A 20,366-nucleotide genomic window follows, 5' to 3' on the forward strand; every position below is an offset into this window, starting at 1 on the left:
TAACATAAATTGGAACCCGGCCGCATAGACCCTTAGTTCCTGATCCTTAGTTCCTTATTCTTAGTTCCTTGTCCTTTGTTCCTTATCCTTACTTCCTTATCCTTACTTCCTTGTCCTCACTTCTTTTTTCCCCCTGCTTCTTCTCTTTTTTGCCCTCTTTTTTTGCTGCTGACTTCTCTTTCTTGCCTCTCTTTTCCCTCTTCTCTTTCTTCTCCTTCTTGTCCGCTTCCTTATTTAGCTGTTTCTCTTTTTTAACACGGGCCTCAAATTCGCCGACTTTGCCCCGTTTCATTTTGCCTTTTGATTTTCCGTGCACAGGCTGCATCCCGTCTTCTCCAAAAACATAAGACGCCTGCTCCAGCGGCGGTTCCCCGCGCAGCAGCGCGCCTACCAGTTCCCGGCCTCCTTGGGGCGTCAGCCCGCGGTACCAGATTCCGTCCGGATATGCGATCACAACGCAGGCATCGCCGCATCTGCCGTTGCATTTTGTCCGGGTAACATGAATGAGCGCCTCCGCGCCAAGCGCTTCAATTTCCGATTCAACAGCCGCTTCGATCGCGTCGCCTCCGCGTTTATTGCAGCTGCTGCCGCCGCAGACCAGCACATGATGCCGGGTACCTTGCAAATTCCAGGTTGTCACTTGCAGCCCCTCCTGTCTCTTCTTCCCTATAGTTTATACCGGATGGACAGGCAGACCGCAAGCCGTAACCTGAAAGGAAAGGTGATTTCCTGTTATCCGGCGCGAAGCAGGCTGAGCGTTGAGGCTTTTCGGCATTCAGAACGTTTTGGCGTTCAGACATTCAGAGCGTTCAGGCCAGCCCCTCCTTTTTATGGAAGAGCAGGTTGGGTATACTATTAGGGTGTACGCTTGTAAGACCGACAGGACCACAATCGAGGAGGACTGGGGAATGCTTAGAACAAAAATGATCTGTACGATCGGACCCGCTTCGGAACACCTAGACATCCTGAAACAAATGATTCAGGCCGGGATGACCGTTGCCCGTCTGAACATGGCGCATGGAGAACTCGAAGAGCATTCGGCGCGTATCCGGAAAATCAGGCAAGCCGCGTCCGAGCTTGGAACCCAGGTTCCGGTCATGCTGGACATAAAGGGTCCAGAAGTGCGGATTGGCAAGCTGAAGGAAGAATCCGTGCAGCTGAAAACGGGCGAGGAGCTTGTGCTCACAACGGAGGAGATCTTGGGCGACGCCTCGCGGATTTCCGTCAACTATCCGGAAATGAACACGGTGGTGAAGCCGGGGCACCGGATTCTGATCGACGACGGACTGATCGACTTGACGGTCCAAGAGGTCAGCGGTCCCGACATTCGCTGTACGATTATTAGCGGCGGAACGCTTAAGCCGCGAAAAGGCGTTAACCTCCCAGGCATCCATACGACACTCCCGGGCGTGACCGAGCGGGATATCAAACACATTCATTTCGGCCTTTCGGAAAATATCGAGATGATTGCCGCCTCCTTTGTCCGGCGGGGCGATGACATCCGGGAAATCCGCGGCATTTTGGAGAGTAACGGAGCGGGGCATGTGCAGATTTACTCCAAAATCGAAAACGGTGAAGGCATGGATAACCTCGACGATATTATCGAAGCGTCCGACGGCATAATGGTCGCGCGGGGTGATTTAGGCGTAGAGGTGCCGATCGGGGACGTGCCGATGCTGCAGCGGGAAATGATTGAAAAATGCAACCGCGCCGGCAAACCTGTCATCGTCGCCACCCACATGCTGGAGTCGATGCAGGTCAATCCCCGGCCGACACGTTCCGAGGTCAGCGACGTTGCGAACGCGGTGCTGCAGGGTGCCGATGTGGTCATGCTGTCCGGCGAATCCGCTGCAGGCAAATACCCGGTCCAGTCCGTGGAAACCATGGCTGCCGTGGCGCGCAAAGCGGAGCAAATGATCGACTATGCGGCCGAATTCAACCGCAAAATGGGCTGGAAACGGGACAGCGTCACCGAGGTCGTCAGCCAAAGCGCCGTAAATTCCTCCCTTGTTCTTGGCGCCCAAGCGATTATTGCCGCGACGGAGAGCGGCTTTACCGCCCGGATGATCTCCAAGCACCGGCCGGCCGCTCCCATCATCGCCGTGACGCCGCACAAAGAGGTGCTTTCAAAAATTTGTTTGCTGTCCGGGGTTATTCCTGTGCTCGGCGAACGTGCTGAAAGCACGGATGAATTATTTGCGTCGGCGGCCAGCCATGCGCTGAAAACAGGTGTCGTGAAGTCCGGCGATACCGTGGTGTTCTGTGCGGGCATTCCGATTTGGCAGGCGGGCACGACCAACCTGATCAAAATCACACAGGTCTAACGTTTTCTCCTCAAGATAGAGCCGCGGCCGGTTTCATTTTGACTCAGGACGGACAGCCCGGGTTGGCGATGAAAAAAACAGGATGCTGTGAGAATGAGCCGCCCTATAAGTGTTAAGACGGTAAGAAAATGGCTTTTTGACCGCGACGAATTATTGACATATCGGAAAATGTAGATATAATATGAGCTATGGATCCAATTGAAGTGTTCAAGGCATTGTCTAATGAGTCGAGGCTGCAGATTCTACAGTGGCTCAAGGAGCCCGAAAAACATTTTGTGCCCCATGAAGGAGTGGATATGAGGGCAATCGGGGTATGCGTCAGTCAAGTGACGGATAAGTTGAATATGACGCAGTCAACGGCTTCGCAGTATTTGTCCATTCTGCAGCGGGCCGGACTGATTCGAACCGAGCGGATCGGCAAATACACCTACTACAAACGAGATGAAGAGAAGATAAGCGAGCTGGCTGCCTATTTGAAACAGAAGCTTTAACCGGAACTGAATACCTCACCAGTATTCAGTTTTTATTTGCCCTTTAAATCGACATATCGCGATATGTATATTTTATAGATAACTATTAAACAACAAAGAAAGGGAAGTGAATGCATTGTCTAATTCGTGGAAAGTCTATTTCTTGGCTTTGGTTACTTTTTTAGTGGGCACATCTGAATACGTTATTTCCGGCATCTTGGATAAGATCTCGAATACGATGGGCATCTCCGTTACCTCTGCGGGGCAGCTGGTCACGATTTTTTCCTTCGTGTACGCCATCAGCACCCCGGTTCTCATGGCATTGACAGCAAAGGCGGAAAGACAAAAATTGCTGGTTTGGGCGCTAGGTATCTTCGTAATTGGGAATGTATTGTCATTCGCTTTGCCTGGCTATTCACTGTTTGTCGCAGCCCGCGTCATTATGGCCTTAGGCGCGGGAATGGTCGTGGTAACCGCCTTGGACATTGCCGCAAAAATCGCTGCCACAGGTAAACAAGCAAGCGCAATTGCAACCGTGGTTATGGGCTTTACGGCTTCCTTGATTATCGGCGTGCCGCTTGGACGTATCGTTACAGCACACTTTGGGTGGAAGTCCATTTTCGGTATTTTGGCTTTGGCAGGTCTGGCGGCTATGTTCGTTCTTTATACCGTCATCCCTCGGGTTCCAGGAGATAAACCGGTTCCGTTGTCCAAGCAACTTGCCTTCCTGAAAAATGGAAAAGTAGCGCTTGGTCTTGCCATCACCTTTTTTTGGATGACCGGGTATTCGATTGCCTACACCTACATTTCACCCTATCTGCTTGATGTTGCAGGCTTGCAAGACAGTATGCTGAGCGGAGTACTGTTGGCGTTTGGCATCGCTAGCCTGGCCGGATCCAAATTCGGCGGTTTCAGCGCGGATAAATGGGGGGTATTCCCGACCTTGTCCGGGGGAATGCTCTTGCACGTCGCAGCGCTGCTTCTCCTCTCTCTTACCGTTACCTATACGCACTCATGGCTGCCGATTGTTGCCTTCCTGATCTTGTGGTCGTTTGCAGCCTGGTCCTCCGGTCCAACGCAGCAATACAATCTGGTACAGATTGAGCCGAATTATTCTGGAATTATGCTGAGTCTAAATCAATCCATGATGCAGTTGTCAATGGCAGCGGGCGCAGGGATCGGAGGAATCATGGTCGACCGGGTGTCCCTGTCATCGGTTACATGGGCTGCGATGGTTGGAGTCGCGATTGCGATCGTGGTGGTGATGTTCTTGAAGATGCGAATGAGCCAATTCCACACAAAACGATCCTCCGAACCACCTGCCGGGTATGAAGTCTGATTTTACATTATCTGTAGCTTAGTTAACCTGTTGGAACCGCCGTATGCGGACCTTGATGTACGGCATGAGCTGATGCGCGGAAAACCGGCTCATGCTTTGTTCATCAAGGTCCGCACTGCTTCCGGCGTATTGGCCGATACAATCTGCTCCAGATGCTCGAATAAATGCTGTTCCTCCCAATCCCACCATTTCAGTTCCTGTAACAGGGCAATCATTTCATCGCTGAACCGTTTACGGATGGGCCGGGCCGGATTGCCGCCCACAATGGTATAAGGCTCCACATCCTTGACGACTGTGGAATTCGTTGCGACAATCGCACCGTTGCCGATATGGACGCCGGGCATAATGGTGACGTTTTGGCCGAGCCATACATCATTGCCGATTACTGTGTCGCCTCTGAACGGCAGCTGATCGAGCGTTGGCTGCACTTTTTCCCAGCCCCCGCCAAAAATATTAAACGGATACGTGCTGAGCCCGTCCATCCGGTGATTGGCGCCGTTCATGATAAAGGTAATGCCTTCAGCGATGGCGCAGAACTTGCCGATAATCAGGCGGTCGCCCAAAAACTCGTAATGATGCTGGATATGATCGTAAAATAGCTCGGGTGAATGCGTATTATCGCTGTAATACGTATAATCGCCGATTTCCACATTCGGCCGGGCCGGCAAATTGCGGATATAACAGACGGTGCGGATTTGATCGTTGGGGTACAGCTTCGTTTTGTCGGGTCCGTAGTTCATCGTTTCCTCCCCTTCCGCTTCGTATGAAGCCATAAGGTTGATTTTTCCATTCGTGATCCAAAATACCACATTCCCGCCAATCTCTCTACCCTCTTTAAAAAACAATAAATTTCTATGCGCCTTTCGCCACGTTTCATACCGAAACGCCAAAAACCGCCCTTTCGGACGGCTTTCGTCAATAATCAACAGTTATTCGTTGTTATAGGCATTTTCACTTACGGCTGCCGAGTTACTGAGCGATCTGCTCCCGTATGCTCTGGAGGATTTTTTTCTCCAGCCGTGATACCTGAACCTGTGAAATTCCAAGACGGCTGGCCACCTCCGATTGGGTCTGGTCACGGTAGTACCGGAGATAGACGATCAGGCGCTCGCGTTCGCTCAGCGTCCCGATCGCTTCGTTTAGCGCCAGCTTGTCGAACCAGCGCTCCTGGGAGTCGTCGGCAATCTGATCGATTAAGGTAATCGGGTCGCCGTCGTTCTCGAACACAGTTTCGTGAATGGAGGTCGGCGGTTTGTTTGCCTCTTGTGCAAACACAATTTCCTCCGGGCTTACGCCCAGCTCCTCCGCGACCTCGCCGATCGTCGGCAGCCGTCCGATCGTTTTGGACAGCTCGTCTTTTGTTTTGCGGACCTTGTTCGCCATCTCCTTCAGGGAACGGCTGACTTTCAGCGTGCCGTCGTCGCGCAAAAAACGCTGGATTTCGCCGATGATCATCGGCACGGCATAGGTGGAGAACTTGACGTCGTAGCTCAGATCGAACTTGTCAACGGACTTGAGCAGTCCGATGCACCCGATCTGGAACAAATCGTCCGGTTCGTACCCCCGGTTCATAAACCGCTGCACAACCGACCATACAAGCCGGATATTGCAACTGACGAGCGTGTCGCGGGCTACCGAGTCGCCCGCCTGGCTCAGCGCGATAAGACGTTTGACCTCCGCATCGTCCAGATAGGTCGGCGGAGCTTGTTTCGATCCTGCTTCCATGGCTCCAACCCCTAATTGTATAAGGCTTTTTTCGACACGATCGTCTTCTTCATCCGGATGACGGTTCCCCGTCCCGGCTCGCTGGTCACTTCGAACTCGTCCATAAAATTCTCCATAATCGTAAAGCCCATCCCTGAGCGCTCCAGCTCCGGTTTGGAAGTATACAGCGGCTGCTTCGCCAGTTCCAGATCGTCAATTCCCTGTCCCTCATCTTCGATCGTCAGGAAGACGGTCTCGTTTTCGATCGCAGCCGAAATGCGCACAACCCCCTCCGGGTTGCTGTCATATCCGTGAATGATGCTGTTCGTGACCGCTTCGGACACGACGGTCTTCAGATCGTTTAGCTCGTCGAGCGTCGGATCAAGCCGGGAGACAAACGCCGCCACAACGACCCGGGCAAACGACTCGTTTTCGGACAGGGCCGCAAACTGGACGTGCATGAAATTTCGGGCTTGTTCGTTTGTCATAACGCTACCTCCAAATCCGAGAGCGCCGCTCCCTCGTCGTCGTAAACGGGCATAATTTTGAATAAACCCGACATTTCAAACAGCCGGTGAACCGGCGGCGTTACGCCGCAGACCGCCATTTTGCCGCCTTTGGCCCGAATCAGCTTGTAACGGCCCAAAATGACGCCAAGGCCGGAGCTGTCCATAAACTGCAGATCGGCCAGGCTGAGCACCAAATGCTCCACCTGCCGGCGCAGGATCGCTTCGTCAAGCGCCATCCGGACTTCATCCGCCGCGTGATGATCGAGTTCCCCCGTCAGCCGGACGATCAGCACCCCCCGGCGGTGTTCCATCTGCACATTGGAATTCATGCTTGCCACTCTCCTCTTCGTAGTTCGAAAACCCTCCGGTCCATACCCGCATGGAGAGCGGGAATCGCCCGCAATCTCCAAGGACAAGGTTTTCTACAGCGGAAAAGGGGAATCCTGCCTGCCGACAAAACTAGAAGAAAACATGCAACTTTCAACAAAGGACGCAGCCTAAGCGTTATTGCCGCTTAGTCTCTGGAGAACATCGAGCCCGCCGTCCGCTTGAACAGCTGCCACCAGCCCGCTTTGCCGACCGCTTCGCCTGCCTTGATTTCATATTCCTTCAGCACGGCTTCGCCTTGATATACAACAAGTTTTCCGACCGTCTGGTCCTTCGCAATTGGCGCTTTAACGTTTTTCGGCAGGACCAGCTCATGCCGGATGCCTTCCTGGGCCACGCCCTTTTTCAGCAGCACGCTGTAGTTTTCCTTTGCGGTCAGAGGCAGCTCGGCTTTGACGCCTTTTTCAATCTTCAGGGTGCCCATCTGCTCGCCCGCTTTGTGAATCGTGTGCACCTTGTAGTGGGAGAACAAATAATCGAACATCCCCGCGACTTCACTGTTGCGGGTTTTGGTATTCGGCTCGCCGAGCACGACGGCAACCGCCCGCAGGCCGTCACGGGACGCCGTGGCGGACAAGCAGAACTTCGCTTCCGCGGTGTAGCCGGTCTTCAGTCCGTCCGCGCCGGTGTAAAAGCGGACCAGCTTATTCGTGTTGACCAGCCAAAACGGCTTCTGCGAATCTTTGCGCAGGTAATCCTGGTAAGCTCCGGTATACTTGACGATCTGGCTGTGCTTCAGCAGCTCCCGGCTCATCACGGCGATGTCGTGTGCGGAAGAATAATGATTTTCAGCGGGAAGACCGTTACAGTTGGCAAAATGCGTGTCCTTCATGCCGAGCTCCTGCGCACGTTTGTTCATCAAATCAACGAATGCGCTCTCCGAGCCCGCAATCCGCTCAGCCATCGCCACCGAAGCATCATTGCCGGAAGCCATTGCAATTCCCTTCAGCATTTCATCAACGGTCATTTCCTCGCCGGGCTCCAGAAAAATCTGCGATCCGCCCATCGAAGCCGCGTATTCACTCGCCCGGACTTTGTCCGTCAGCTTAAGCGTACCCGCATCCAGCGCTTCCACAGTTAGCAGCATCGTCATGATTTTTGTGATGCTTGCAGGCGGAAGCTTGTCATGGCTGTTTTTCTCGTAAATGACGGTGCCGGTGCCGGCATCCAGCAGGATGGCCGAGCGGGCTCCGGGCGCCAGTACCGGCTCGGCGGCTTTCGCCTGGCCTGCCGGCTCCTCGGCATACGCAGCTGGCGCAGGAACGCATAATGGCAAAACCAATCCAAGTCCTAGCAGCAGCTTCAGTGCTGTGCGCTTCTTTTTCACTATTTTCCCCTCCTGAACGTTAACCTTGGAATTCCAGGTGCTGTGTTCCAGTTTCGTCAGAAAGGGAGTAAAATATTCCATTTTTCAGAAAGAAGCAAAAACAGCGTTATTTGCCCGCAGATGCCGCGCCGCTCGCCTGATCACGATATAACGCAGGTTTGGGTCCGCCGCTGCTGTGCCCCAAATACAGTTTGGCCAATAGCGGACTGCGTCTGAGCCCCGCAGCTGCGAACAGCGGCAGCAGTACGCCCGCCAGCGTAAACCAAAAGATGCCGTAGTCTGTCCCGAGCACCGCCTTTAGGCCGTAGTTCACCGGAAGATGCAGATACATAATTGCGATTGTGTTGCGTCCGAGGTCGGCCATAAGCCGCAGGGGAAGGATTTTTACAGCCCAGTAGACGAGTGCGCACACGGTCAGCGACAGAACGGCAGGAATCGCCAAATCCGGCAGCAGACCGCTGTAATCCTTATATTTCATGTTTAGGGTGTAACTATAGACGCCCGAATAATCGGCATAAAACACCGCGGCGCTAATCAGGATCAGCAGCGGCAGCACATCCAGGCGCCGGATAATCAGAGGAATCCAGCGTTTGCCGTAATAGCCCATCGCGTAATAGGCCATTGCCAGCAGCGCGACGTCCGCATTCCAGGGCATGTTTACCGACTGAAGCGGGCTCATCGCGATGACTTGGGCCACTATGTAGCAGGCGGCTACAACGATAAGCTGCGTCCGCAGGGCAAAACGGGTCAAGTAACCGAAGACCAGCTGCGTGACAAGCAGGCAGGTGATGAACCAGAACACCCCAAACGGTCCGGTCAGCGCCAAACCTCCATACAGCAGCCTCGCAACCGACTCGGCCAAACCTCGCACATCAAGCGTAGCTCCCGCAAGAATCACGGCAATCAGCAGCCCATACGCAAAATAAGGCGTCATCAGTCCTTTTGTTCTGCGAATCGCCCATCCGCCGAAGCGGACAGGATCAACGGGCTTGAACACAAGCCCGCTTAACAGAAAGAACAGCGGCATCCGGAACCAGGACAAGTAGTGGTTCGCTGTCACATCGCCCGAATGCCCCATCACCACAAACAAAATGCTGAAGCCTTTGGCGACATCGATCCACAGCTCGCGCTGTTTTTCCGACATTTTTCCCATCCTCCTCCTATTTTCTATGCTTTTTGGTTACGTTCAGTGTAGAGAAGGCGGATAAGCATTACAAGGCAAAAACGCAGATTTGTGCACGTTTGGCATCAAGATAATGAATCACACCTATAAAAAGACTTCATTTGTAGGCAGACTGTCCGCGCTATTCGACAATTTTTTTTCGTGAATAGGAAATCCCTCCCCCTCTTAAGTAGCAGTGACGATTAAAAAATTTCATCCTTCTCCGCATTTAGAAAAATTTGATATAGTTACGGCGGGAGAAGGAAGGAAAAGGAAACTGCCCGTTCATTAAGCATTCAAAACAGACGGCGTCCGTTCTCAAAGCGGGCGTGCCACGAATCAGACGGGTGCATACCCGGATTTATAGGACAAGGAGAGATACGCTTTGCAGCAAAAAGGAAATTTTCTTCTGCTTGAACCAAGCGAATTTATGGATTGGCTTGACCGGCAAACCATCACCCGCCGCATAACGATGCTGCAGGTGCATCACACCTGGAGCCCAAACTATACGACACGTAAAAACCAGGACGGCTTCCGCTGTCTGGAAGGCATGCGCACCGCCCATTTGGGGAACGGCTGGTCCGCTACGGGGCAGCATATTTCGGTGCTGGAGACCGGCCAATACGGCATCAGTCTGGACCGGGATTTGAATAAGACCCCCGCAGGGATCAAAGGCGCCAATACCGGCGCGGTTACCATCGAAATTATTGGCAACTTCGACGAAGGCGGCGACCGGATGACGGAAGCCCAGCGTGCAGCCACGGCGCACCTATACGCTTGTCTTGCCTTGAAGCTTAAACTGCCGGTAGATACCGACCATATTGTGTATCATGCCTGGTTTACGCCGGATGGTTCGAGACTGGCCGACTATACGCCGGGTAAATCGTCCAAGACCTGCCCGGGAACCCGGTTTTGGGGAGACGGAAATACGGTTGCGGCAGCAAAAAAAGGTTTCCTGCCAGCCGTTCAAGCGGAGCTGGAAAGATTGAAAGCACCGGGTGCAAAACCCCCAGCGGTCCCTGCGGATCAATCGAAGGAGGAAAAAAACGTGGAAACCGTAAAAAATGTGCTGACTAAAGATAACAGTGTGTACGAAGGTCTGCTGAAAGACAATCAGAATTATGTGCCGATTGATGTGCTGCGGCAGCTCGGCCACAAGGTTACCTGGGATAACGTCAGCAAGAAGTTATATATTAGCTAAAGGTTCTCAGCCCGCTGTCTGCAATCTGCTGTCAGGGCAAGCGTGCCAGGAGCATGATGTTTGGAGCATGATGTTTGGAGCACGCAGCCTAAGCGCTCGCTTGGGATCCGCTCTCCCGGTACATTGCTTAAACCCCAACAAAAAAAATCCCGCTCGGGCATCGCTGCCTGTGCGGGATTTCGCCGGGTTAACCGATTATTCCACAACCTCGTACACGATTGGTGCGGCCGCAGCCCGAACCGGTGCGATTTGGAACGCATCCACAATCTTGCCCACGGACGCCTCATGGCCGCCGTTGCTGTGCACGATAGCAATCACTTCGCCTTCGGCCACGGCATCCCCGCATTTTTTCTTCAGCGTCACGCCGACGGCGTAATCAATCGGATCGGCTTTGGTCTTGCGCCCGGCGCCAAGCAGCATCGCCGCCACACCGATTTCTTCCGCGTCAATGCCGGCCACGTAACCTGTCGCCGTGCTGCGCACTTCAATATGCTCCGCCGCTTGGGGCAGGTGTGCATAGTCGTCGATGAACTCCGTTGCGCCGCCCTGCGCAGCCACAAATTCAGCGAATTTCCGCAGCCCTTCACCGGATGCGATGGCTTCCTTCAGACGGGCCGCCGCTTCCTCTCTGCTGCCGAACTCTCCGCCCAGCACTGCCATTTGGGTGGCAAGCTCAACACACAGCTCGGTCAACTTCGCTTCCCCTCTGCCCTTCAGCACCTCGACCACTTCCATGATCTCGTTGGCGTTGCCGACCTCGTAGCCAAGCGGCTCGTTCATGTTGCTGAGCACCGCCACCGTCCGGCGGTCCAAGTTGTTTCCAATGCTGACCATAATTTGAGCCAGCCGTTTGGCATCGGCGAGGTTTTTCATAAACGCGCCCGAGCCCACCTTTACGTCCAATACAATCGCATCCGCACCGGAAGCGATTTTTTTGCTCATAATCGAGCTGGCGATCAGCGGTATGGATTCAACCGTTCCCGATGCATCCCGAAGCGCATACAGCTTTTTGTCCGCCGGAACAAGGTTGGCGGTCTGTCCGACCAGCGCCATCCCGATCCGGTTGACATTGTCGATGAACGTTTCGTTTGGCAGCTCAACCCGGAAGCCGGGGATAGACTCGAGCTTGTCGACCGTTCCGCCTGTGTGCCCGAGACCGCGGCCGGACATTTTTGCTACGGGAATGCCGATAGAGGCGACCAGCGGGAGCACGATCAGACTGGTTTTGTCGCCTACGCCGCCTGAGGAGTGTTTGTCTACCTTCCGGCCCTTAATCGCCGACAAATCCACCGTGTCGCCCGAATAAGCCATCGCATGCGTCAGATGGGACACTTCTTCGTCCTCCATCCCGTTAAAGCACACCGCCATCGTGAACGCGGACATCTGATAATCCGGGATCTCTCCCTGCACATAACCCGAGATCATAAAATCGATTTCGGCCTTCGACAGAGCTTCGCCTTCGCGTTTTTTGTGGATGATATCAACCATTCTCATGCGTTTTCGCCTCCTCTATTCCTGCTGTAATCACGAACGACCGCGCGCTTGACCGCAAAAATACGGTACAAGGGCGCGGTCATCCGGCTGTTTTACGTGAGATTATGCTTTATTACGCCTGGACTTCGCGGACAAACGCCCGGACCAGACCGATAAATTTCGGTTTGGTTTCGTTAGCGACCTTAACGACCTGCTCATGAGTCAGCGGCTCCAGCTCGTCGCCGATCGCCATGTCCGTAATACAGGTGATGCCCAATACACGCAGGCGGCTGTGGCTGGCGACGATCACTTCGGGAACCGTGGACATGCCTACAGCGTCTCCGCCAAGCGCGGCCAACATCTTCAGCTCCGCCGGAGTCTCGTACGTTGGGCCTGTAATGCCTGCATACACGCCTTCCTGCAGCGACAGCTTCTCGCCGGTAACGCCGGTAATTCCTTCCGCAAGCCGCTTGGCCAGCGCGATGTATTCCTTGTCGTAAGCCTGGGACATGTCCGGGAAGCGGACGCCCAGCTCCGGATCGTTAGGCCCGATCAGCGGGTTGTCGCCGGTCATGTTGAGGTGATCGGTGATCAGCATCAGATCTCCTGCCTTGAACCCGCGGTTCATACCGCCGCCGGCGTTAGTAATTACCAGCGTCCGGATGCCCAGTTTGGCCATCACGTAGACGGGAAGAACCACTTTGCGCATCGAATAACCTTCGTAATAATGGAAGCGGCCCTGCATAATCATCACGTCTTTGCCTTCCAGCTTGCCGATGACAAAACGGCCCGCATGGCCTTCCACGGTGGAACGCGGAAAATGCGGAATTTCCTCGTAAGGAAGGTAAACGGCGTCTTCAATCTGGTCGCCCAGATCGCCGAGGCCGGAGCCAAGGATCAGCCCGATGACGGGTGAATATGCCCCCAGCTTGCCTTTGATGTATTCTGCCGCTTCTTTGACTTGGGCGCCGTATGCGGCGGCTGCAGTCGGTTGGGTCATAATGGAATCCTCCTGAACTGTGAGTAGTCTACGAATGTATTGCAGTTACATCTTCGGAATCAGCGCCAGCACGAGACGCAGGAACCGTTCACGCACCAGCTCGGCCGTCTCCATCACTTCGTCATGGGACAGCGGCTGGTCCAAAATGCCTGCGCCCATGTTCGTAATGCAGGAAATGCCCAGCACTTCAATGCCCGCATGGCGAGCTACAATCGTCTCGGAGACGGTGGACATGCCTACGGCATCCGCGCCAAGGCGGCGCAGCATAACGATTTCGGCCGGCGTCTCATAGTTTGGCCCCAGCAGACCCGCATACACGCCTTCTCTGAACGTATAGTCTTGGGAAGCAGCGGTTTCGCGCGCCGCGTCGAGCAGTCTGCGGCTGTAAGCGGACGACATATCGGGGAACCGTACGCCAAGCTCCGGATCGTTGGGTCCAATCAGCGGATTTCGTCCGGTCAGATTCAAATGATCGGTAATCAGCATCAAATCGCCGGCCGAAAAGTCCGTGTTAACGCCGCCCGCCGCGTTGGTAACAAGCAGGCTGGTTACACCCAGCTCCTTCATCACCCGTACCGGAAATGCCGTTGTTTCGGGTCCATAGCCTTCGTACATATGGAAGCGGCCCTTCATCATCACAACCCGGCGCCCTTCAATTACGCCAAGCAGGAGTTCGCCTTCGTGTCCCTCCACCGTGGATACCGGAAAATGGGGGATGTCATGATAGGCGATTCTTACTTCTTCGGTAATAAGATCGGCCAGCACGCCGAGACCGGAGCCGAGAATCAGACCGATTTCCGGCCGTTCCGGGCTGATTTGACGAATATACGCCGCCGCTTCCGCGATGGCTGCCTGATTGATAGCGTTCATGGGGTTATCTTCCTCCCTGGTTCAATTGCTGCAAAAAGCTGGTGCCATACTTCGGCGCCTTTGCCCCGAAGTTATCCGCGATCGTCGCGGCCACGTCCGAAAACGTCTCGCGCAGCCCGAGGCTTTCAGGCGCCGTAAGGCCCGGTCCGTACACAAGCAGCGGCACAAATTCCCGTGTGTGGTCCGTGCCGGCATGGATAGGATCATTCCCATGGTCTGCGGAAATGATCAGCAGATCGTCCTGGCCAAGCGTGCTTATTATCTCGGGAAGCGCGGCGTCAAACACCTCGAGCGCCCGGCCGTAGCCTTCGGGGTCGCGGCGGTGTCCGTACAGCGAATCAAAGTCCACCAGATTGGTGAACAGCAGCCCTTCGAACGGCCGTTTCAGCTGTTCAATGGTCACTTCAATTCCGTGTTCGTTGCTTTTGGTCGGATACGCCTCCGTAATGCCTTCGCCGCTGAAAATATCGTTGATTTTGCCCACGGCGATAACGTCCTTGCCGGCATCCTTGAGCGCGTTCAGCACAGTCGGCTCCGGCGGCTTCACCGCATAGTCATGCCGGTTAGGCGTCCGCACGAACTTTCCGGGCTGCCCCACATAAGGTCTTGCGATGACGCGGCCGACCGAAAATTCAGGTGCCATCGTCAGCTCGCGGGCGATATGACAGGCTTTGTACAGCTCGTCCAGCGGGATAATCTCCTCGTGAGCAGCAATCTGGAAGACGCTGTCCGCCGAGGTGTAAACGATCCACGCTCCCGTCTTTATCTGCTCTTCGCCGTATTCCACCAGAATTTCCGTGCCCGAAGCGGGCTTGTTGCCGATGACCTTCCGTCCGGTCGCTTCCTCGAACTTGTGGATCAGCTCTTCCGGGAAGCCGTCCGGGTACGTATTAAACGGCACCTCGATCTTCAGCCCCATCAGCTCCCAATGTCCGGTCATCGTGTCTTTACCGACCGAAACTTCCTGCATCTTGCCGTAGTAGCTCTCCGGCTTGTCCACAGGCTGCAGCGGCGGCAGCGGCGCAATGTTGGCCAGTCCAAGCCGCTGCATGTTTGGCAGCTTAAGGTTCGGCACCCGCTCCAGAATATGACCGAGCGTATGCGAACCGGCGTCTCCAAACGAAGCGGCATCCGGCGCTTCGCCGATGCCCACACTGTCCAGAACGATAAAAGCAATGCGTTTAAATGAAGCCATCCTTCTGTTCACTCCTTCTTGGTTGAGCCCTATCCCTATCTTACCCCTTTCACGGGATTGCTTGCCAGATTAGGGAAATTTCCTCCCGCAAAAGCCTACGCCCGGGGATGATGGCTCTCGTACACTTCCTTCATGTTGCGTTTGGCGATCCCGCTGTAAATCTGGGTTGTGGAAATATCCGCGTGGCCCAGCATCTGCTGGACGGAACGCAGGTCCGCCCCGCCCTCCAGCAGGTGAGCGGCAAAGGAATGCCGCAGGGTATGCGGCGTAATATCCTGCTCGATCCCCGCTTCGCGGGCGTATTTTTTGATGATTTTCCAAAAGCCTTGCCGGGTCAGCCGCCCGCCCAGACTATTCAGGAACAGCGCCGGCTCGTCCGTCTTTCCTTTAAGCAGCTTGTCCCGTTCCCCGTTTACGTAAGCTTCCACCGCCTGCGCGGCAAGGCCGCCGATCGGTATGATCCGCTCTTTGCCGGAAGCGCCGGTGCAGCGGACAAACTTCATATCCGTATACACGTCTCCGACATTCAGCGAAATTAGCTCGGACACCCGGATCCCCGTCGCATACAGCAGCTCCAGCATTGCTTTGTCGCGTTTGCCCTGGGCGCTGTCGGCCTGCGGCTCAGCCAGCAGCCGTTCCACTTCGGCGATGCTGAGCACCATAGGCGCTTTTTTTTCCGTCTTCGGGGTCTCCAGCTCCAGGGTCGGGTCATGCACAATCCGGCGTTCCTTCAGCAAATAATGAAAAAAAGCCCGGATCGAAACCGCGTTCCGGTTCACCGTCGACGCCGCGCGTCCATCCAGCCGCAGCTGGGACAAGTACATGACGACGTGGCTGCTGCGGATCTCTTCTTCCGCCTCCACTCCGCGTTGCTCCGCGTACTCCAGAAACTGTGAAATATCGCGGCCGTAAGACTCCAGCGTATTGCGGGACAGTCCTTTATGATCCGACAGATCATGCAAAAAAGGCTGCAGGTACCGTTTCATCGGTTCACGCTCCTTACTTCCGCCTTTCGAATTCCTGTCAGACAACTTCGACGGGACAAGCGGCTATTCCTGCTTGTCCCGTGTAGAGGCCTTAAGCCTTGCGGTTTTCGCTTCCGCAGCTTGCGCTTGCCCGCTGTATTTTATTCACCGTACCAATAAAATAAACGCAGCCGGTCCCCCGCGTTTCCTTCGCCGGCCGGGATGGTTTCCGCTCCGCTCCTAAACGCCCGCACGGCCGAGCCCTCCGGAATTTCGCGGGACCGTTCCAGCGGATTGGACCACTCCTGCAGCAGACTCATCACATTATAAAATAGACAGGTTAACGCCGCAAACAGCAGGAACCAGTAAAGCCGCCGCAGCGATTTGCGTACAGATACGATCATGGCCGTCCTCCCCCTTTACACTTTTATCCATATGCGGAAAGCGGGCGGACCATGATTTTTCCGGCAGGCAAAGCCATATGTAATCCCGGGAAACGAAGCAAAAAAGCCCCGCCGGCAGCGTGACCGGAAGGGCTTGTGCGGTAAAGTTAAGTATGAATGGCGGGAAGTTTACTCGGAGGTCTTGCCGTCCGGGTTATTCTTCTCCTTGCAGCGGTAGCAGATACCATGGAAATCCAGCCGGTGATCGAGTACGGAAAAATTAAATTCCTTCTCCAGCCGTTCTTCCAGCGGGCCCAGCCAATCCTCGCGGATTTCGTCCATGCTGCCGCATTGTACGCATATCAGATGATGGTGGTGATGTTTGGCGGTATCCGTTCTCAGGTCATACCTTGCCACGCCGTCGCCAAAGTTGATCTTCTCCACGACATGCAGCTCGCTCAGCAGTTCCAGGGTACGGTACACGGTGGCGAGACCGATTTCGGGAGCTTTCTCCTTGACGAGCATAAATACGTCCTCGGCGCTTAGATGGTCTTCCTCATTCTCCAGCAGCACGCGGACCGTCGCCTCCCGTTGGGGGGTAAGCTTGTATCCCTGGGATTGCAGCTGTTGCTTGATCTTGTCAATTCTTGCTTCCATTGTCTCCCTCCCCCTAGGAAAATTACCGCACCGGGCCTAAAGCCGCTTCTATCATTATAGGGGGAGTCTGTTTGAGAAGTCAAACGGTTTTGCTGCCGTCACACCAGCCGCCCGGGCGGACTTGACGCGTCCTGTCCGGCCGGTCTGCATAGCCTGCTTAAACAAAGAAGTGATATACTTACTTCAGCTAAGAGAATTGGAGGATGCCTAGTGGAAATCAGAGAAACGGATTACGATTCAAGCGGACGCCTGCTGTCTGAGCTTCTGGAGCAGCACAGCCAAAGCGAATCGCCCGGCGTTCCGCCCTACGAGAGCCGGAAGCTGTGTTATTCCGCATTTGATGGTGACCGCTGCGTCGGCGGCGTAACCGGTGACATGGCCTGGCGGATGCTGTACGTCAACCTGCTCGCCGTGGACCCTGCCACCCGGGGGACGGGGCTTGGTACCCGGCTGCTTGACACGATTGAGCGCACAGCCAAGGAGCAGGGCTGCATCGTCAGCACGCTGACTACGATGAGCTGGCAGGCGCCGGATTTTTACCGGAAATGCGGTTATGAAGTATTTGGCGAAATCCGGGACTGTCCGCGCCCTGGCGATGTCAAATATTTTTTGCGCAAAACGCTCTGAACAGACAAAGGGTGTTCGTCCATTCCGGTAAACGGTTGGAGGAACACCCTTTGTGCTTGGTGCTTGGTGCTTGGTGCTTGGTGCTTGGTACTTGGTGCAAGCCCGGCATATCGCCGAATGTTCTTTTCAGGGAGATGCGTTATTGCAGCAGCGCCGGCGTTACCCATCTCATCATCACTGGCGTCACCCAGGTCTCAAACGAAGCGACGCCCAGTATGATCAGCCCCATGGAGGCGGACAAAAGCGTATAAGCCGCGAACGGCCGGCCGATGGGCCGCTGCCGTTTGCCTAACACCCGGCTGCGGATCATGAGCAGGGAAAACGCAATTGCCGATGCGCTGCAGACGAGCAATACGGGAATCAGCACCACATTATGCGGGGCGACCGACACCAGGGCAAACAAAAGTCCATGCCAGGAGTATTGGTGGATCAGACTGCCCACAGTGAAACCGATCAGCGCCCCTTTGAGAAAATCCAGAATCAGGATGCCTGGCAGTCCGATGACGGATAATCCCAGAATCCAGATCAGCCCAATCCATTTTAAATGCAGTCCGGCAATCCCCCAATACGAATCGCCGGCAGCCGGCAGCCCGTCCTGATCAACTGTTAATAAAAAATTGCCCAGATAATCGCCGATTTCCTGCTGCTGATCCAGTGTCAGGCTGCCCACAATCAGCGCTCCGAACACAACGCCGACCAAAAACAGCACGGCGACAAACACATACAGCGGCGTCTGGTCCTTCACCAGCAGTCTGAAGCTTCGCAAGGAATGACACGCTCCTCTCTCTCACCTACTTTCACTCTATGAGAGAAAAACGTCTGCTATGACTTGTCCCGCGGGACAAGCACGTTCGTCTAGTCCTCGCTTTTGCTTCCCGCCACCTGCTTATTTCTTCGGCCGCCCCTTCGTCGCGTCCTCGCTCGCGACCGATGCGTCCTCCTCAGCGAGTGCCGCGTCCTCCCGAATGACACGCCCGTATGTCCCGCCTCCGCCGGAGGACAGCGCAAGCGTCCCGCTGCGGGCCGCAGCGATATCCGCCGCAAGCACAGGTCCGGCCACCGCGGCGATATCCGCTTCGCTGGCGGCATGCAGAATATTCATCTCCGTCCCGAAGGTCTCCAGCAGCTTCTCCAGCTTGCGTTTGCCGAGGCCGGGGATGAATTCCAGCGGCACCTGGTACCGGTAAGGCGGCCGATGGGCCGGAACAACCGGGGTCTCCCGGTCGGCGATATGCAGAATCCGGTCCAGCACGCCCTGGACGAGCTTCGTCCCGCCGCAGTAGGGGCAGCGTTCGCCGGTCGCCGCAGCTTCATCGATGATGCTGCCGCAGCTGGCGCAGTAAGTGCGGTGGTATTTGCCGAGCCGGGGATTTAGTCCGTAATTGGCGCTCACTTTCCGTCCATTTTCTAATCTCAGCGCCAAAGCCAGCTCATGAAAGGACGATTCCGCCAGCAGCATCTCATTGTATTCGCGCCCGATTTTGCCGAGAGAATGCGCATCCGAGTTCGTAACAAACGTGTAGCGGTCCAGCTCCGACAAATAGCCGGCCATCTCCGAATCGGCGCTTAAGCCCAGTTCGACACCGGCGATCCCGTCCAGATCAAAAATATCGGCCATCCGCTCCGCCGAGCTGCCGTACAAGCCTTTGTGCGGCGTGAAGACATGGGCAGGAATCAGTAGGCCTCCCCGGCCGACAATCTCCTCCTGCAGCACCCGGGCCGGCGCGTACAGCCGCTGCGAGCTGAGGTTGATGTTGCGCATATGCCGCTCCATCCACCGGCTGAATTCCTTCATTGCATCCAGACTTGGCATGTAGGCCAGCACATGGCATTCGCTGCGCCCCGGTTCGCGGATTTCAATTTCGCTTCCGGGAATGATGACCGTGTTCCGGTATCCGATCCCGCCGCCCGGCATCTCTTTCATCTCGCCTGACTCCAGGCACCGGTCAATGTCCCGGAGCACGGAAGGCGAATGGCAGTCGATGATGCCAATCAGGCCGATGCCTTTGCGTTCAGCGGCTTCCGCCGCAATATTGGCAAACGTCAGATCACGGCTGCCGCTGATTTTGACCGCCTGCCCCTCCGTTGTGCGTCCGATGTGGACATGCAGATCGGCAAAATGCGCGCGCAGCTCCTTTTTTAGCGCCATTGTCCGGTTAACGTGTACAGCTGCCAGGCGTACACGGCTAAGATGGTTTTGGCGTCGGCAATCCGTCCGTCCTCGATATATTGGAACGCTTCTTCGAGCGTCAGCTCCGACACCTCAAGAAACTCGTCTTCATCAAGCGCCATCTCGCCTTTTTGGGCATTTTCCGTCACATAAAGATGTATCAATTCATCGGCAAAGCCGGGGGAGGTATAAAACGACCGGAGGTGTCTGAGGTCCCCGCCGAAACATCCCGTCTCTTCCTGCAGCTCCCGCTGCGCCGCAACCAGCGGATCTTCGCCCGGGTCCAGCTTCCCGGCCGGAATCTCCACTTCGGTCCGGCCCATCGGCTGGCGGTACTGCTCTACCGCAAGCATTTTGCCGCCGTTCAGCGCAAGCACGGCCACAGCGCCGGGATGCTTCACCACTTCCCGCGTCGCCGTTTTTCCGTCGGGCAGCCGCACCGTATCCACCTGCAGCTTGATGATTTTGCCGTCAAAAATCGGCTGGGTCGACAGCGTTTCTTCATCCAGTCCGGGACGTTTTTCGAAATTCGGCTTGTCCATCGTTTTCAGGTCTCCTTTGTCTCTTGTATGCATACGCTGTATTATATCAAACTTCAGGGGA

The 20,366-nt window shown here is 55.2% G+C and carries 22 protein-coding genes; 5 read left to right on the plus strand and 17 right to left on the minus strand.

The window, feature by feature from the left end; translation table 11 throughout:
• Positions 1-88 precede the first annotated feature (88 nt).
• A complete protein-coding gene (locus tag ACE6ED_RS05165) occupies positions 89-640 on the minus strand; it encodes a (2Fe-2S) ferredoxin domain-containing protein (protein ID WP_410826012.1) in 552 nt (183 codons plus the stop codon).
• A gap of 268 nt (positions 641-908) precedes the next feature.
• On the opposite strand from ACE6ED_RS05165, the gene pyk reads away from it, so the two are divergent.
• The 3 genes from pyk (at position 909) to ACE6ED_RS05180 (ending at position 4,133) form a co-directional block, all read left to right on the plus strand.
• Complete coding sequence (gene pyk / locus ACE6ED_RS05170) at positions 909-2,324, plus strand: pyruvate kinase (protein ID WP_410826014.1); 1,416 nt, start codon at positions 909-911, stop codon at positions 2,322-2,324.
• 188 nt (positions 2,325-2,512) lie between these two features.
• Positions 2,513-2,815: an ArsR/SmtB family transcription factor gene (locus ACE6ED_RS05175; protein WP_410826016.1), complete on the plus strand. Its 303-nt coding sequence runs from the start codon at positions 2,513-2,515 to the stop codon at positions 2,813-2,815.
• A 115-nt stretch (positions 2,816-2,930) separates the two neighbouring features.
• Entirely contained in the window at positions 2,931-4,133 is a 1,203-nt protein-coding gene (locus ACE6ED_RS05180; protein ID WP_410826018.1) for an MFS transporter, read from the plus strand.
• Positions 4,134-4,222: 89 nt separating this feature from the next.
• Here the strand turns inward: ACE6ED_RS05180 and ACE6ED_RS05185 are convergent, their stop codons facing one another.
• The 6 genes from ACE6ED_RS05185 to ACE6ED_RS05210 all read right to left on the minus strand — a co-directional run bounded on the left by ACE6ED_RS05185 (position 4,223) and on the right by ACE6ED_RS05210 (position 9,204).
• Entirely contained in the window at positions 4,223-4,873 is a 651-nt protein-coding gene (locus ACE6ED_RS05185) for a Vat family streptogramin A O-acetyltransferase (protein WP_410826151.1), read from the minus strand.
• Positions 4,874-5,102: 229 nt separating this feature from the next.
• On the minus strand, positions 5,103-5,858 hold the full coding sequence (sigF, locus tag ACE6ED_RS05190) for an RNA polymerase sporulation sigma factor SigF (protein ID WP_410826020.1): 756 nt from the start codon (positions 5,856-5,858) through the stop codon (positions 5,103-5,105).
• 11 nt (positions 5,859-5,869) lie between these two features.
• Positions 5,870-6,325: an anti-sigma F factor gene (spoIIAB, locus tag ACE6ED_RS05195; RefSeq protein ID WP_410826022.1), complete on the minus strand. Its 456-nt coding sequence runs from the start codon at positions 6,323-6,325 to the stop codon at positions 5,870-5,872.
• Positions 6,322-6,675: an anti-sigma F factor antagonist gene (gene spoIIAA / locus ACE6ED_RS05200; RefSeq protein ID WP_410826024.1), complete on the minus strand. Its 354-nt coding sequence runs from the start codon at positions 6,673-6,675 to the stop codon at positions 6,322-6,324. The genes spoIIAB and spoIIAA overlap by 4 nt, the downstream gene beginning before the upstream one ends.
• A gap of 185 nt (positions 6,676-6,860) precedes the next feature.
• Positions 6,861-8,060: a D-alanyl-D-alanine carboxypeptidase family protein gene (locus ACE6ED_RS05205; RefSeq protein WP_410826025.1), complete on the minus strand. Its 1,200-nt coding sequence runs from the start codon at positions 8,058-8,060 to the stop codon at positions 6,861-6,863.
• Between the two features lie 106 nt (positions 8,061-8,166).
• A complete protein-coding gene (locus tag ACE6ED_RS05210) occupies positions 8,167-9,204 on the minus strand; it encodes an acyltransferase family protein (RefSeq protein ID WP_410826027.1) in 1,038 nt (345 codons plus the stop codon).
• A gap of 403 nt (positions 9,205-9,607) precedes the next feature.
• On the opposite strand from ACE6ED_RS05210, the gene ACE6ED_RS05215 reads away from it, so the two are divergent.
• Entirely contained in the window at positions 9,608-10,423 is an 816-nt protein-coding gene (locus tag ACE6ED_RS05215) for a peptidoglycan recognition protein family protein (protein WP_410826028.1), read from the plus strand.
• 195 nt (positions 10,424-10,618) lie between these two features.
• Here the strand turns inward: ACE6ED_RS05215 and ACE6ED_RS05220 are convergent, their stop codons facing one another.
• From ACE6ED_RS05220 to fur, 7 genes are all read right to left on the minus strand, one after another.
• Positions 10,619-11,917 carry a pyrimidine-nucleoside phosphorylase gene (locus ACE6ED_RS05220; RefSeq protein ID WP_410826029.1) on the minus strand — a complete coding sequence of 433 codons (1,299 nt, stop codon included), beginning with the start codon at positions 11,915-11,917 and terminating at the stop codon, positions 10,619-10,621.
• Positions 11,918-12,029: 112 nt separating this feature from the next.
• A complete protein-coding gene (locus ACE6ED_RS05225) occupies positions 12,030-12,896 on the minus strand; it encodes a purine-nucleoside phosphorylase (protein ID WP_410826031.1) in 867 nt (288 codons plus the stop codon).
• 45 nt (positions 12,897-12,941) lie between these two features.
• On the minus strand, positions 12,942-13,766 hold the full coding sequence (locus ACE6ED_RS05230; protein ID WP_410826032.1) for a purine-nucleoside phosphorylase: 825 nt from the start codon (positions 13,764-13,766) through the stop codon (positions 12,942-12,944).
• Between the two features lie 4 nt (positions 13,767-13,770).
• The gene (gene deoB / locus ACE6ED_RS05235) at positions 13,771-14,961 is read right to left on the minus strand and encodes a phosphopentomutase (protein WP_410826033.1); all 1,191 of its coding nucleotides are present in this window, start codon (positions 14,959-14,961) and stop codon (positions 13,771-13,773) included.
• A 95-nt stretch (positions 14,962-15,056) separates the two neighbouring features.
• Positions 15,057-15,947, minus strand: a complete 891-nt coding sequence (xerD, locus tag ACE6ED_RS05240; RefSeq protein WP_410826034.1) for a site-specific tyrosine recombinase XerD — start codon at positions 15,945-15,947, stop codon at positions 15,057-15,059.
• A 140-nt stretch (positions 15,948-16,087) separates the two neighbouring features.
• A complete protein-coding gene (locus ACE6ED_RS05245; protein WP_410826036.1) occupies positions 16,088-16,330 on the minus strand; it encodes a DUF4227 family protein in 243 nt (80 codons plus the stop codon).
• Positions 16,331-16,498: 168 nt separating this feature from the next.
• A complete protein-coding gene (fur, locus tag ACE6ED_RS05250; protein ID WP_410826037.1) occupies positions 16,499-16,966 on the minus strand; it encodes a ferric iron uptake transcriptional regulator in 468 nt (155 codons plus the stop codon).
• Positions 16,967-17,176: 210 nt separating this feature from the next.
• On the opposite strand from fur, the gene ACE6ED_RS05255 reads away from it, so the two are divergent.
• Positions 17,177-17,593, plus strand: coding sequence for a GNAT family N-acetyltransferase (locus ACE6ED_RS05255; protein WP_410826039.1), 417 nt, complete (start codon positions 17,177-17,179; stop codon positions 17,591-17,593).
• Between the two features lie 139 nt (positions 17,594-17,732).
• On the opposite strand, the gene spoIIM is transcribed toward ACE6ED_RS05255, so the two are convergent.
• The 3 genes from spoIIM to ACE6ED_RS05270 all read right to left on the minus strand — a co-directional run bounded on the left by spoIIM (position 17,733) and on the right by ACE6ED_RS05270 (position 20,305).
• Complete coding sequence (spoIIM, locus tag ACE6ED_RS05260; protein WP_410826041.1) at positions 17,733-18,359, minus strand: stage II sporulation protein M; 627 nt, start codon at positions 18,357-18,359, stop codon at positions 17,733-17,735.
• A gap of 120 nt (positions 18,360-18,479) precedes the next feature.
• The gene (locus ACE6ED_RS05265; RefSeq protein WP_410826042.1) at positions 18,480-19,742 is read right to left on the minus strand and encodes an endonuclease Q family protein; all 1,263 of its coding nucleotides are present in this window, start codon (positions 19,740-19,742) and stop codon (positions 18,480-18,482) included.
• Complete coding sequence (locus ACE6ED_RS05270) at positions 19,733-20,305, minus strand: NUDIX domain-containing protein (RefSeq protein ID WP_410826044.1); 573 nt, start codon at positions 20,303-20,305, stop codon at positions 19,733-19,735. The genes ACE6ED_RS05265 and ACE6ED_RS05270 overlap by 10 nt, the downstream gene beginning before the upstream one ends.
• Positions 20,306-20,366 lie beyond the last annotated feature (61 nt).

Source organism: Paenibacillus nanchangensis (assembly GCF_046543445.1).
In the GTDB taxonomy this organism is placed as follows: domain Bacteria; phylum Bacillota; class Bacilli; order Paenibacillales; family Paenibacillaceae; genus Paenibacillus_AQ; species Paenibacillus_AQ nanchangensis.